The 13547-nt window shown below is 68.3% G+C and carries 12 protein-coding genes; 6 read left to right on the top strand and 6 right to left on the bottom strand.

From position 1 onward, the window contains the following. Positions 1-25: 25 nt before the first annotated feature. Complete coding sequence (locus AC3IMC_RS09965) at positions 26-1786, bottom strand: phospho-sugar mutase (protein ID WP_490918364.1); 1761 nt, start codon at positions 1784-1786, stop codon at positions 26-28. Positions 1787-1845: 59 nt separating this feature from the next. Next, positions 1846-2664, bottom strand: a complete 819-nt coding sequence (locus tag AC3IMC_RS09960) for a purine-nucleoside phosphorylase (RefSeq protein ID WP_490918363.1) — start codon at positions 2662-2664, stop codon at positions 1846-1848. 105 nt (positions 2665-2769) lie between these two features. Here AC3IMC_RS09960 and AC3IMC_RS09955 point away from each other — a divergent pair, with 105 nt between their 5' ends. Beyond that, complete coding sequence (locus tag AC3IMC_RS09955) at positions 2770-4185, top strand: NAD(P)H-quinone dehydrogenase (protein ID WP_490918362.1); 1416 nt, start codon at positions 2770-2772, stop codon at positions 4183-4185. Between the two features lie 101 nt (positions 4186-4286). Here AC3IMC_RS09955 and AC3IMC_RS09950 read toward each other — a convergent pair whose 3' ends face one another. Next, positions 4287-4574 (bottom strand): hypothetical protein, encoded by a 288-nt coding sequence (locus tag AC3IMC_RS09950; protein ID WP_490918361.1) that lies wholly within the window; start codon positions 4572-4574, stop codon positions 4287-4289. A 168-nt stretch (positions 4575-4742) separates the two neighbouring features. On the opposite strand from AC3IMC_RS09950, the gene AC3IMC_RS09945 reads away from it, so the two are divergent. The 5 genes from AC3IMC_RS09945 to AC3IMC_RS09925 are packed head-to-tail and all read left to right on the top strand — an operon-like array spanning position 4743 to position 8201. Continuing rightward, on the top strand, positions 4743-5501 hold the full coding sequence (locus tag AC3IMC_RS09945) for a prolipoprotein diacylglyceryl transferase (protein ID WP_490918360.1): 759 nt from the start codon (positions 4743-4745) through the stop codon (positions 5499-5501). Continuing rightward, entirely contained in the window at positions 5498-5851 is a 354-nt protein-coding gene (locus AC3IMC_RS09940; RefSeq protein ID WP_490918359.1) for a hypothetical protein, read from the top strand. The genes AC3IMC_RS09945 and AC3IMC_RS09940 overlap by 4 nt, the downstream gene beginning before the upstream one ends. Position 5852: 1 nt before the next feature. Beyond that, a complete protein-coding gene (locus AC3IMC_RS09935; RefSeq protein WP_490918358.1) occupies positions 5853-6206 on the top strand; it encodes a hypothetical protein in 354 nt (117 codons plus the stop codon). Positions 6207-6222: 16 nt separating this feature from the next. After that, complete coding sequence (locus AC3IMC_RS09930) at positions 6223-7809, top strand: radical SAM protein (RefSeq protein WP_490918356.1); 1587 nt, start codon at positions 6223-6225, stop codon at positions 7807-7809. Positions 7810-7817: 8 nt separating this feature from the next. Next, on the top strand, positions 7818-8201 hold the full coding sequence (locus AC3IMC_RS09925; RefSeq protein ID WP_490918355.1) for a hypothetical protein: 384 nt from the start codon (positions 7818-7820) through the stop codon (positions 8199-8201). A gap of 18 nt (positions 8202-8219) precedes the next feature. Here AC3IMC_RS09925 and AC3IMC_RS09920 read toward each other — a convergent pair whose 3' ends face one another. Genes AC3IMC_RS09920 through AC3IMC_RS09910 form a run of 3 tightly spaced genes read right to left on the bottom strand, consistent with a single transcriptional unit; the run spans position 8220 to position 13472 of the window. Beyond that, positions 8220-9782 (bottom strand): FAD-dependent oxidoreductase, encoded by a 1563-nt coding sequence (locus AC3IMC_RS09920; RefSeq protein WP_490918354.1) that lies wholly within the window; start codon positions 9780-9782, stop codon positions 8220-8222. Further along, on the bottom strand, positions 9779-11995 hold the full coding sequence (locus tag AC3IMC_RS09915; RefSeq protein WP_490918353.1) for a molybdopterin oxidoreductase family protein: 2217 nt from the start codon (positions 11993-11995) through the stop codon (positions 9779-9781). Before AC3IMC_RS09915 ends, AC3IMC_RS09920 begins: the two co-directional genes overlap by 4 nt. Position 11996: 1 nt before the next feature. Further along, complete coding sequence (locus AC3IMC_RS09910) at positions 11997-13472, bottom strand: MFS transporter (protein WP_490918351.1); 1476 nt, start codon at positions 13470-13472, stop codon at positions 11997-11999. Positions 13473-13547: the final 75 nt, after the last annotated feature.

Raw genomic sequence — 13547 nt, 5'->3', positions numbered from 1 at the left:
AGGCTGGCCCGGATGTAGAGCCAGGTCAAAGCCCCAGCGCTTCGCTGACGTCGCGCAGGACCTCGTCCAGCGCAGCGCGTGCCGCCTGGCGTGCGGCAGGCAGCTCTGCGGCGGACGCGGCGTGCTCAATAACTTCCAGGTAGCACTTGAGTTTGGGCTCCGTGCCGCTGGGCCGGATGATCACCCGGGTCAGGTTGCGGGTGACGTAGAGGAGCCCGTCGGTGGGCGGCAGCTGGTCGCTGCCTTCGGCGAGGTCGGTGAAGACCTCCACCGCCGAGGAGCCGAATGATTCCGGCGGGGAGACCCGCAGCCGGTTCATCATGGCGTCCAGGAGTCCCAGGTCCGCCACCCGGATGCTCAGCTGGTCGCTGGCGTGCACGCCGTGCTGCAGGTACAGCTCATCCAGGGTGTCGAAGACCGTCCTGCCCTCCGCCTTCGCCGCAGCGGCGAGTTCGGCGATCAGCACGGCTGCCGAGATGCCGTCCTTGTCCTTGACCAGGTCCGGGGCGACGCAGTATCCCAGCGCTTCTTCATAGCCGTAGACCAGTCCCGGCACCCGGGAGATCCACTTGAAACCGGTCAGCGTTTCCGTGTGGGCGAAGCCGGAAGCGGCGGCAATCCGCGCCAGCAGCCGGGAGGACACGATCGAATTGGCGAACACGCCCTTGCTGTCGGCGTCGGGGCCGGCGCTCACGGCGCCCCCGCCCGCCGCGAGCCTGGCGGCTATGTGCGCCCCCAGCAGTGAGCCAACCTCATCGCCGCGGAGCATGCGCCAGGCGCCGGTGTCCGGGTCCTTCGCAGCAACGGCAGCCCGGTCCGCGTCGGGGTCGTTGGCGATGACGATGTCGGCGTCCAGCCGGGCGGCGGTCTCCAGGGCAAGATCCAGCGCACCGGGTTCCTCCGGGTTCGGGAAGCTCACGGTGGGGAAATCAGGGTCGGGTTCGGCCTGGTCGGCCACGACGGTGACATCCGCGAAACCTGCCGCGTTCAGAACCTCAAGGGCTGTGCCGCCGCCTACGCCGTGCAGCGGGGTGAGGACAATGCGCAGGTCGCGTGCCGGGAAGAGGTCCGCCCTGGCGAGTGCCGCCGCCGCCTTCCGGTAGCCGGCCGCCAGCGAGCCGTCCAGGACGGTCCAGCCCTCCGCTGCCAGCGGGATGGATTCCACCGGCCCCACCGCGCTGATCCGCGCGGCGATCTGTGTGTCGTAGGGCGCCACGATCTGCGCCCCGTCCCCGTCGGAGCCCACGGCGTGCCGGCCCAGGTAGACCTTGTATCCGTTGTCCTGCGGGGGGTTGTGGCTGGCGGTGACCATCACGCCGCCGTCGCATTTGAGGGCGCGGACGGCGTAGGCCAGGACGGGGGTGGGGAGTGCTTCCGGAAGCAGGAACGCCTCGACCCCCGCCGCGGTGAAGATGGCGGCGGTCTCTGCGGCGAAGATGTCCGAGTTGTGCCGGGCGTCATAGCCGACGACGGCGCGCGGCCGGGTGCCGGGGGCGGCCGTGGCCACGGCGTCGAGCAGGAAGGCGGCGAGGCCCGCCGCGGCGCGGCGCACCACCATCCGGTTCATCCGGTTCGGCCCGGGGCCCAGCGCTGCGCGGAGCCCGGCGGTGCCGAACTGCAGCGTGCCGCGGAAGCTGTCTTCCAGTTCCTGCCGGGCAGCCAGGTCACCGTCACCGGCGAGCCGGACGAGCTCCAGCAGTGCAGCTTCCGTTGCGGGATCCGGGTCTTGGGCAGCCCATTCGCGGGCTTCATCGAGCAGGCGAACATCGGCTTCGGAAGACGTCATGGGCATAACGCTATCGTCATTACCCGTCCCGCACCTGCAAGCGCAGGCCCTGTCGGGGCCTAGAGCTTGGCGATGATGTCTGCGAGCAGCCGGGAAATCCGGGGGCCCGCCGCCTGGCCCGACTCGATGACTTCCTGGTGGCTGAGCGGCTGGGGGCTGATGCCGGCCGCGAGGTTGGTGACCAGCGAAATTCCGAATACTTCCATCCCCGCATGCCGCCCGGCGATCGCCTCAAGGGCCGTGGACATGCCGATCAGGTCCGCGCCGATCCGCTTGGCGTACTGCACCTCCGCGGGCGTTTCGTAGTGCGGGCCGGGGAACTGTGCGTACACGCCTTCGTCCAGGGTGGGGTCCACTTCGCGGGCCAGGCCGCGGATCCGGGGGGAGTACAGGTCTGTCAGGTCAACGAACGTGGCACCCTCCAGCGGAGAGGCCGCGGTGAGGTTGATATGGTCCCGGATCAGCACCGGGGTGCCGGGCGCCCATGCTTCGTTGAGTCCGCCGCAGCCATTGGTGAGGACCAGCGTTCCGCACCCGGCGGCTCCCGCGGCACGGATGCCGTGGACCACTGAGCGCACGCCCTTGCCCTCGTAATAGTGCGTCCGGGCGCCCAGGACCAGGGCCCGCTTTCCTGCGGCGGTCAGGACGGAGCGGATGGTGCCTACGTGGCCTTCCACGGCGGGCGCGTGGAAGCCGGGGACTTCCTCGGCGGACAGGGTCGCGGTGGTGTCGCCGATGAGGTCGGCGGCCTCGCCCCAGCCGGAGCCGAGCACGAGTGCGACGTCGTGGCGGTCCACCCCGGTTTCCTCGGCGATGTAGTCGGCGGCGGCGCGGGCGGCAGCGAACGGGTCCGTGTTCAGGAAGTCTGTTGTACTCACCAGTAAAAGGTATCCTGCCTGCCCGTGTTGCCCCCGTCACGGCAGGCTCCCGGGGAGCCCGGTTTTCTTGGTGGTCCGGGCGGTGATGGACCAGAATGGGTGATTGTGACTACGCATCCAGACTTCAGCTCACCCCGGATCGCAATCCTTGGAGGTGGTCCGGGTGGGTACGAAGCCGCCATGGTGGCCGCCTCGCTCGGGGCGACGGTCACCATCATCGAACGCGCCGGCCTGGGCGGATCCGCAGTGCTGACCGACGTCGTGCCGTCCAAAACGCTCATTGCCACGGCGGACCTGATGACCCGCGTTGCCGAGGCCGGGGAGCTGGGAGTGAAGTTCGACGTCGACGACGGCGACTTTGTGCCGGTGATGCGCGCCGACCTCAAGCACATCAACGACCGCCTGCTCAACCTGGCCCGCAGCCAATCCCGGGACATCCGCGACGCCCTGGACAAGCAGGGCGTGCGGATCATCGCCGGATCCGGCCGGCTCCTGGACAACCACACCATCGAAGTGATCACGGTGGACGGCACCGAGACGGTCGAAGCGGACACCATCCTGCTGGCCGTTGGCGCGCACCCGCGCGAGCTGGAAACGGCCCGGCCGGACGGTGAACGCATCCTGAACTGGACACAGATCTACAACTTGGACGAGCTTCCCGAGGACCTCATCGTGGTGGGGTCGGGCGTGACCGGCGCCGAATTCGCCTCCGCCTACAACGGCCTCGGTTCCAAGGTCACGCTGATCTCCAGCCGCGACCGGGTCCTGCCGGGCTCGGACGTCGATGCCGCCGTCGTCCTCGAGGAAGTCTTTGAACGCCGTGGCGTCCGGGTCCTGTCCCGTTCCCGCGCCCAGACCGTGGAGCGCACGGACGACGGCGTGCGGGTGACCCTGGGCGACGGCACGACCGTGACCGGCAGCCACTGCCTGCTCTGCCTCGGTTCCATCCCCAACACGGCTGGCATTGGCCTGGAAGAGGCCGGGGTCGCCGTCAGCGAAAGCGGCCATATCAAGGTCGACGGCGTCTCCCGCACCAGCGCCCCCAACATCTACGCCGCCGGCGACTGCACCGGTGTCCTGCCGCTGGCGTCCGTGGCGGCCATGCAGGGCCGCATCGCCGTGGCGCACTTCATGGGCGACGTCGTGACGCCGCTCAAGCTCCACCAGGTGGCATCGAACATCTTCACCTCGCCCGAGATCGCGAACGTGGGTGTGTCGGAGGCCGAGATCGAGTCGGGCAAGTACCAGGGCGACGTCATCAAGCTGTCGCTGCGCAGCAACGCCCGTGCCAAGATGCGCAATGCCAAGGACGGGTTCGTCAAGATCTTCGCGCGGAAGGGCTCCGGTACGGTGATCGGCGGCGTGGTGGTAGGCCCCAACGCCTCCGAGCTGATTTTCCCGATCGCCATCGCGGTGAAACAGAAGCTGCACGTGGACGACGTCGCCAGCACCTTCACGGTCTACCCGTCGCTGACCGGATCGATTTCCGAGGCTGCCCGCCGGCTGCACGTGCACATGTAGCAGGTCCCCGCACCCGGGGGCATGTGATCCCAACGGTACGGCCGGGAATTTCCAGCAGGAGATTCCCGGCCGTGCCTTGGTCCGACGCTAAGGCACTTCCTCTATTTCAGTGGCAGGTTGTTCGGGTTGCAGAGCACACCGGGCCGCTCTATGTTTGCCTGGTCTGTCGGGTCGATCGCACCATTGCTGACCAGTTGCCCGAAGGACTGTACCCGTCCGCCTTCCGGATATTCAGCGTCCGGCGTGTCGTTCAAACCGGAGAACGAGCAGATGGACTTGGCGTGGTCGGGACCTTTTTCAATCTGTCCGGCAGCCAAGGCAGGGCCGGCGCCCATTCCGATCAGCGCGACCGTGCAGGCGGCGGCACTGAGTAATGACTTCTTGTGCATAGCTTTCCTCGATTTCCAGAAGTTCCATAAATTCGGGACCAGGCCCGTGCCGGGAACATTACGGTGGCTTGGCTACCACCGGAAGGCTGCCATGAATGCCCTGTGGAAACCCGCAGGGGTCCTCGTGGTGCATCGGTGCGGTACGGAGGCCGCTGCTACACTCTGCCCATGATCGGGCTTCCCTTTGCGGGAAACGCGCTGGTGCATGGCGGCATGGTAGGGCTGGGAATCCTCGCGGCCCTCCTGTTCTACGCCTATGAGAAGCGCCGCCGCGGCCTCACCGACCCCCGCTTGTGGCCTATTGCCGGGTTCGCCGTGGCTTTCGGGGCCGTTGGTTCCAGGGTGCTCACCTGGGACATTTCGCGCCAGGTTTCACTGGCCGACTGGTGGGGCAATGGCGACCGCAGCATTCTCGCCGGCCTGGTGGGCGCCTGGTTTGGCGTCCATCTGGGCAAGCGCCTGACGGGCTACAAGGACTCCACCGGGGATTTGCTGGCGCCCGCGGTCGCCCTGGCCATGGTGATCGGACGCGTCGGCTGCCTGCTCACTGAACTTCCCGGCACTCCGACCGGGATGGCTTGGGGGATTGTCCTCACCCCCGCGCAGGCTGCACTTACAGGCGCCCCGGCGGGAATGCCGCTTCATCCGTCTTTTGCCTACGAGATTGTCTTCCATCTGGCCGCCTTCGCCCTGATGTGGCGTTTCCGCGACCGGCTGCCACATCCAGGCGACCTTTTTATCTGCTTCGTCAGCGCTTACGCGGTGTTCCGGTTCCTTGTCGAGTTTGTCCGGGGCAACGAGGTGCTCTGGTGGGGGATGAGCCGTCCGCAGTGGTTCCTGCTGGCAGTACTGCCCCTGCTCGCCTGGCGGATAAGGCGCGTCTTCAGCTCACCGCTCCGCCCCGAGATGGAAGGAACCGCAGCATGAGTGGAAACACGCCTGACGTTCCGAATATCCCGCCGCCACCGCGGGAGAACGAACAGGACAGCGAGCCGCGGGGCGGCTCGCTGGGGATAGGGGCCGTGGTTGGCGCTGTGGTGCTGTACGCGGTCTACGTGCTGGGAACGATGGCCCAGGGGCCCTACGCCTGGTCCGCGAGCTTGCTCGCCGTGCCGGCCCCTTTCATCCCCATCATCCTTTACCTGGCCGTGGCGATCGCGTTCGCAGTAAGGCGCCGGACGTCGCTCTGGGGGGCAGGGCTGCTGATCGGCCTGGGCGCGTTTATCCTGCTCGGCGGGGGCCTCTGCATCAGCTTCCTTGTCCAGGCCCGGGCATGACATGAACGATGCCCCCGAACTTCCACCGGCAGGGGAACGGCAGGCCGGCGAACCGCAGCCCGGCGAACCGAAGATCGGGTCCGTAGGAGCGGGAGTCCTGGTCGGTGGATTTGCCCTCTATGCGCTCTACATCAGCGCAACACTTCCCCTCGGCGGGCCCACTATGTGGTCCTCCAGCTACCTCAGCGGCCCGCTGGCGTTTGTACCCCTTGCCTATTACCTGCTGATGGCTATCCTGCTGGCGGTCCGGCGGCGAACCTCGCGGCTGGGCACGGGGCTGCTGATTGGGTTCGGCATTTTCACACTACTCGGCGGGGGACTGTGCGTCGGTGCCCTCGTGCAGGCCGGAATCTGAGAAAGGGCGCTGATCAATGGGAACTCGGGAGCTGCCAGGACCGGGCCAGCCGCTGCGCGGCGACAGGATCCACCGCTACGTCACCGCGTTCTGCCCGCACTGCCATGAGACGAACCCGCCGCTTGCACAGGTGCGCCGGTTGTCGGGAGCACTGCTGGTCCGGGACGGTCGCGTCTGGCTTGAACGGGGCTGCCCGGACCATGGCCTGGTGCGGACTCTGTACGACGAGTCACCGGAGATCCTGCGCTACCTGGAGAAGTGGCAGGCGCCCACCAAGCAGCACGTACCGGACCAGCCAGACAATTTCCGCCCCGTGCCTGAGGCATACGCGTATGGGCTCCCCGCCCTGCAGACCCAGCACACCTGCATCCTGCTCCAGGACGTTATCGAGCACTGCAACCTGCGGTGCCCCACCTGTTTCACCGCCTCCGGCCCCCAGCTGCAGGGAGTAGCGCCGCTCGCCGAGGTGCTTGGGAACGTTGATACCCGCCTGGGCCGGGAGAACAACCGCCTTGATGTGCTGATGGTTTCCGGTGGCGAGCCGACGCTCTACCCGTACCTGGAAGAACTGCTGGACGAGCTCGTCGCCCGGCCGATCGTGCGCATCATGGTGAACAGCAACGGCCTGCTGATCGCCACGGACGATGAACTGCTTGCCCTGCTCGCACGGCACCGGGACAGGGTAGAGGTGTACCTGCAATACGACGGGTCTTCCCGGGAAGCGTCCATATACCACCGTGGCGGCGACCTGACCCGCTACAAGGATGCGGCGATCTCTCGGCTCTCCGAGGCCGGCATCTTCACCACCCTGACCATGACCGCTTCCCTTGGCGTCAACGACGGCGAGATCGGCGACGTGGTGATGCGGGCACTGGAGACTCCGTTCGTGGGCGGTGTGTCGCTGCAGCCAGTCTTCGGTTCCGGCCGCGGGCACGGCATAGATCCGATGGAACGGCTCACCCACACAGGCGTCCTGGACAGGCTGGCCGGGCAAACCGGAGGGGTCGTCTCGTGGCACGACCTCACCGCCCTGCCGTGCTCGCATCCGCACTGCGCGTCGGTGGGCTACATGCTGAAAGACGACGCCGGGGCCTGGCGTTCCCTGGCAGCATTGATCGGTCACGACCAGTTGCTCGCCTGGCTGGAGCTCAATCCGGAGAGCATCGCGAACAGGATCGCCGACAGCGCTATCCCGCTGGAGTTGCGGAACCTCATGAAGAGCACGTTGCTGGACTTGCTGAGCGAGCAGTCATCGCTGTCCCATCCGCGGACAACGGAACTCTGGAAGAACATTTGCACGCAGTGTGACCTGGGCATCGGGACGCTCACCACCCTGGCTTCGGGCAAACTGCCTGGCCAGCGGCAGCGCCTGCGCCGGCTTCTCGCCGAGCGGGTCACCCGCATCATGGTCAAGCCCTTCATGGATATCTCCACCATGATCGAGGAACGGCTCACCCAATGCTGCGTCCACGTGGGCACCAAGAGCGACGCCGGTAATCACCAGTGCGCGCCGTTCTGCGCCGTCCAGGCATGGCCCGCGCTTGCCAGGCAACGGATGAGTACGGCAACGGGCGCGCGCTTGCTCCCGGTGCGCCAGCTGTAGGAGGATCTGTGGACCCTGATTCGGACGCCCGCCGCATTGCCGCCGGGACCCCGCCGTCGCAATTCATTGGCGGCAGGCACCTGCGCTCCTCCGCAAACCCCGCCGGACACCAGGATGCAGCCGGGGGCGGCACGAAGGAGCCACCCTTTGATCCGCTCCGGCTCTGCATCTTCGCCACCGTCGCGCTGCTCGGGTGGCTGGCCGGCCCGATTGCGTTGGTCGTCTTTGCCGGCATCGGATTTTTGGGGTACTGGAAGGCGCGCCGGCGTGGCCTGGAAAGATCGAAGTGCTTCCTGCGCGATACACGGCTGGTGCTGGCTTACCTGGGTGTCCTCCTGGCCGCCGGCGTTTGGGGCGCATACCTGCTGGCGGGCCAACTGCTGGACTTGTGACGCGGCACTACCTCCTGGTCAGGCGGCCGCCACCGCCTGGAAGTGCCGTTCTATCAGGCCCTTGATGTCCTCGTGGCAGCCGCCGCACCCTGTTCCTGCCCGGGTGGCCTTGGACACCTCCGCCACGGTGGAGCAGCCTTCCTCCACCGAGTCCTGGATGGTGGCGCCGCTGACTCCGGCGCACCGGCACACTGTTCCCGCGGGATCGGCGGCAGCAGCACCAGGCAGCTGGTCCGGTCCGTCGAGGCGCAGGAGCAAAGACCGGTCCGCGGGCAGCTCGGCGCCGCGTTCGAAGAGCCCCACCAGCTCGGCGGCCGTGCGTGGCATGCCCACTGCCACCAGGCCTTCCAGCACGCCGCCGCGGGTGGTCATCTTGATGTAGCGGCCATGCTCCGGATCAGCCCACTGGGCCACCTGCAGGCGCGGCCGCCCGTTCGCGGCGCCGGCGGTCAGGGCCTCCTCGTCCCAGGGATCGGCGCTGTTGTCCCCGGCCACGGCCATGTTCAGGCCGCGCGCCTTCAGCACGATCACGCCGGGCTGTTCTGCTGGCAGTTCCGGCAGCAGCCCGGCCTCTTCGGCCAGGTCCGATGCCAGGAACGTGAGGTATTCGGCCAGCCATTCGGCCTGCCGCCATCCCGGCCCCACCAGTCCCGAAGGACCCTTGGCATTGCGGCAGGTGGCGCAGCCGGGGTCGGGGCAACGCACCTCGGCGCAGTCGCCAATGGCGAAGATGTGCGGCTCATGGTGGGCGCGCAGGCGGTGGTCCACCAGGATCCCGGCGCCCGTGGACAGCCCGCAGCCCTCAGCCAGCTCCGTCCGGGGACGGACGCCGCATGAGATGACCAGGAGGTCGCCGTCAATCGCGGACCCGTCGTCGAGCAGCAAGGCCGAGAAACCGCCGTCGGGCGCATTGTGCTCCACCCCCGTGGAGCGGGCGTTGCCGGCCATCCGCACGCCGCAGCGGCGCAGGCCCGCGGCCAGGACGGCCCCGCCGCCGCGGTCGATGTTCCGGCCCAGCGGATGCGGCCCGTTGTGGACCACCGTGACCGTGGCGCCTTCCTCGGCCGCCGCAAGTGCGGTTTCCAGGCCCAGGACCCCGCCGCCGAGCACCACCACGCGCTTGCCGCCGGCCACGGCGCGGCGGAGGACGCCGGCGTCGCGGAGGTCGCGAAGAGCCGTGACGCCGGCGGGCAGCACGGGCGAGGAGGGGTCGGGGTTGATGCCGGTGAGGTTGGGGATGACCGGGCGCGACCCCGTGGCGAAGACCAGGCGGTCGTAGTGCACGGGCCCGCCCTCGGTGAGCAGGACCTGCTGCCGGGCCCGGTCCACTCGCCGTACCCGGACGCCGAGCCGGACGTCCACGCCGTCGGCAGCCAGTGCGGCGGCGTCGGCGAGTGCCAGTGCGTCCGCCGTGGTGCGGCCTACGCCCAGGTCGGCGACGAGGACCCTGTTGTACGCCGCCTCCGGCTCTTCACCCAGCACCGTGAGCCGGACGGTCCCGCCGCGCACTGCGGGCAGGAGTTCGTCCACCAGCCTGGCGGCCACCGGGCCGAATCCCACGATGACAATCTGCTCGGTCATGAGGCCTCCGTCGTTTGAAGCATGCGGGCGGAAACGGGTGGGGCCACGGGCCGGACCCACACGGTGTTGAACTTGAACTCGGGCATCCCGGAGACTGGGTCCGTGGCGGCTTCCGTGAGGCGGTTGGCGCTTTCAAGTTCCGGGAAGTGGAAGGGCAGGAACACTGTTTCGGGACGGATGGCGGTGCTCAGTTCCGCCCGGCACACCACCTCGCCGCGGATATTGGACACGGAGACCAGCGCCCCGGCGGTGATGCCCATTGCCTCCGCGGCCGAGGGGTGTATCTGGACTGTCGCCTCGGGCCGGGTGGCCAGGAGTTCGGCGACCCGGCGGGTCTGGGCCCCGGACTGGTAATGCTCCAGGAGCCGGCCGGTGATGAGGGTCATGGCCCGGGCGGCGGGGGCTGTGCCGTCTCCTGCGGGGGGTGCGGCAGGAGTACGACGGCGGCGCGGCGCCACGGGGACCAGGACCGCCTTGCCGTCGGGGTGCGCGAAGCCGTCCCGGAACAGCCGCGGAGTTCCGGTGCTGCCGGCAGGGAAAGGCCAGTAGGCGGCGTCACCGCGGTCCAGCATGGCGTAGTCGATGCCGGAGTAGTCGGCCAGGCCGCCAGCGGAGGCGAGGCGGAGTTCCTCGAAGACTGTTTCCGGGTCTTCGCTGTAGGTGGAGGGGGCGTCCAGCCGCTCCGCCAGCCGTGCCATGATCCACAGTTCGCTGCGGGCACTGGCGGGTGGGGTGATGGCGCGCCGCCGCCGCAGGACCCGGCCCTCCAGGTTCGTCAGGGTGCCTTCCTCCTCGGCCCATTGCAGTACCGGCAGGATGAGGTCCGCCTCTGCCGCCGTCTCGGACATGAAGAAGTCGCAGACCACCAGGAAGTCCAGGCTGCGCAGGCCCTTGATGACCTCATTGGCGTCGGGGGCCGCAACCGCAATATTGGAGGCGTGGACGAAAAGGCACCGGACGCCGTCGGGCTTTCCGAGCGACTGCAGCAGCTGCACGGCGGGCAGGCCGGGACCCGGGATCAGTTCCTCCGGAACGCCCCAGACGGCGGCCATGTGGGCGCGGGCGGCCGGATCGGTGATCTTGCGGTAGCCGGGCAGCTGATCCGCCTTCTGGCCGTGCTCGCGGCCGCCCTGGCCGTTGCCCTGCCCGGTGAGGGTGCCGTATCCGCTGCGGGCCGAACCAGGCAGGCCCAGCAGGAGGCTGAGGTTGATCGCCGCGGTGGCGGTGTCGGTGCCGTCCACGTGCTGTTCCACGCCCCGGCCGGTGAGGATGTAGCTTCCGCCTGCACGGGCACCTGCGGCCAGCCGGCGGGCAGTTTCCCGGATCAGGTCGGCCGGGACTCCGGTGAGGGACTGGACGCGTTCGGGCCAGAACGCGTTGACGCTTCGGGCCACGGCGCTGTAGCCCGAGGTGCGTTCCTCGATGAAGGCGGTGTCCGCCAGGTGTTCGTGGATGACCACGTGCGAGAGTCCCAGGAGCAGGGTGAGGTCGGTGCCGGGGAGGGGCTGCAGGTGGATTCCGCCGCCGTCGGCCGTGAAAGCAGCCGTGGCGGAGCGTCGGGGATCCACCACGATGAGGCCGCCGGCGTCGCGGGCACCCTGCAGGTGCTGCACGAAGGGCGGCATGGTTTCGGCCACGTTGGAGCCCAGCATCAGGATGGTGCTGGCGGAGTCCAGGGCTTCCAGGGGGAACGGCAGGCCCCGGTCCACGCCGAAGGCGCGCATGCCGGCGGCGGCTGCTGAGGACATGCAGAACCGGCCGTTGTAATCGATGCGTGAGGTGCCCAGGGCCAGCCGGGCGAACTTGCCCAGCTGGTAGGCCTTTTCGTTGGTGAGCCCGCCGCCGCCGAAAACACCGACGGCGTCCGCGCCGTGGCCGGCGCGTGCATCCCTGACCGCGGCGGCGGCGAGGTCCAGCGCGGTGTCCCAGCTGATGGGACGGTGGACGCCGTCGGGGCCCTTCAACAGGGGTTCGGTGATCCTGCCCGCGTGGTTCAGGAGGGTGGCGGAGGTCCAGCCCTTCCGGCACAGGCCGCCGCGGTTGGTGGGGAAGTCGCGCGGGCTGACCTCAAGCGGTGCCCGGACGGGTGCCGGTAAAACGGGCGCGGCGCCCGGCCCAGGCTGGGAAGCCGGGGCCGGGTCCGCCGGGGACGTCAGCGTCATGGCGCACTGCAGGGCGCAGTAAGGGCAGTGCGTGTCGGCGCTTGTGGTCATGTTAGACGTGTCCCATCGCGTTTCGGTTGGCCTTGCGGAGGTAGCAGGCCCAGCAGACAACGAGCATCACGGCGTAGGCGCCGACGAAGCCGTAGAAAGCCGGGGTGTAGGAACCGCTGGCGGTGTTGGAAGCGTTCAGCACCTGGGGGATCACGAAGCCCCCGTAGGCTCCGATGGCGGAGATCAGTCCGAGGGCCGAGGACGCCAGCCGCTGGGTGGCCTGGGAGCTGGCGCCGGAGCGGGCGGCACGGCTGGATGTGGCGAAGATGACCGGGATCATCCGGTAGGTGGCCCCGTTGCCGAAGCCGCTGGCGGTGAACAGCATCAGGAAGAGCACCAGGAAGAGCCAGAAGTTCTTCAGCGGCAGGGTCCAGATCATGGTGAGCGTGATGACCGCCATGGAGGCAAATGCCGCCACGGTCATCCGGGCGCCCCCCATCCGGTCCGCCATGCGTCCGCCGTAGGGGCGGGCCAGTGAGCCGACCAGCGGGCCGAGGAACGCCAGGGAGAGCGCCACGGTTCCCACCGCGATGGAGGAGAACGCCGGGAAGTAGTCCTTGATGAGCTTGGGGAAGACGCCTGCGAAGCCGATGAAGGAGCCGAACGTGCCGATGTACAGCAGCGCCATGATCCACAGGTGCGGCTCCTTGAGTGCTGCAACAGAACCTGCCACGTCACCCTTGGCACTGGTGAGGTTGTTCATGTACTTGAAGGCACCGAAGGCGGCCAGCAGGATGAAGGGGACCCACATCCATCCGGCCATGGGGAGGTTGACGGTGCCGGCGGCCAGCAGGGTGATGACGATCGGCACGGCAAGCTGTGCGACGGCGGCGCCCAGGTTGCCGCCGGCGGCGTTCAGTCCCAGCGCCCAGCCCTTTTCCCGGGCCGGGTAGAAGAAGGTGATGTTGGCCATGGAGCTGGCGAAGTTACCGCCGCCGAAGCCCGCCAGGGCCGCCACGAGGAGCATCACGCCGAACGGGGTTTCCGGATTGGAGACGCACAGGGCCAGCCCAATGGAGGGGATCAGGAGCAGCAGGGCGGAGACGATGGTCCAGTTGCGGCCGCCGAAGCGGGGGACCATGAAGGTGTAAGGGATGCGCAGGGTGGCACCCACCAGGCTGGGCATCGAGATGAGCCAGAAGATTTCCGAGGTGGAGAAGGTGAAGCCGGCGGCGGGAAGCTGGACCACCACGATGGACCAGAGCTGCCACACGACGAAGCCGAGGAACTCGGCGAAGATGGACCAGTTCAGGTTGCGGCGCGCGATGGACCGGCCGGCGGTTTCCCACTGTTCCTTGTTCTCGGCATCCCAGTTGGCGATCCAGCGGCCGGTGCGGAATTCAAGGACGGGGGCGTCTGTGGTGCGGGTAGAGCCGGGCTGTGCGCTGGCTGATGCGGCAACGGCTGCGGGCCCTGCGGCGTCATCCAGGTCAAGGGAATTGCCGGGGGCGGCATCAACGGTGCGGTCAACAGTCACGGGTTACCTCCTTTGGGGGGATGTTGTTCCTCCACGGTAGGTACGGCGCGTTTCACGGACAGTCGATGTTTGTTT

Source organism: Arthrobacter sp. E70 (assembly GCF_058266945.1).
Note: the sequence above shows the minus strand (reverse complement) of the source record. Positions and strands in the feature narration are given on the sequence as shown.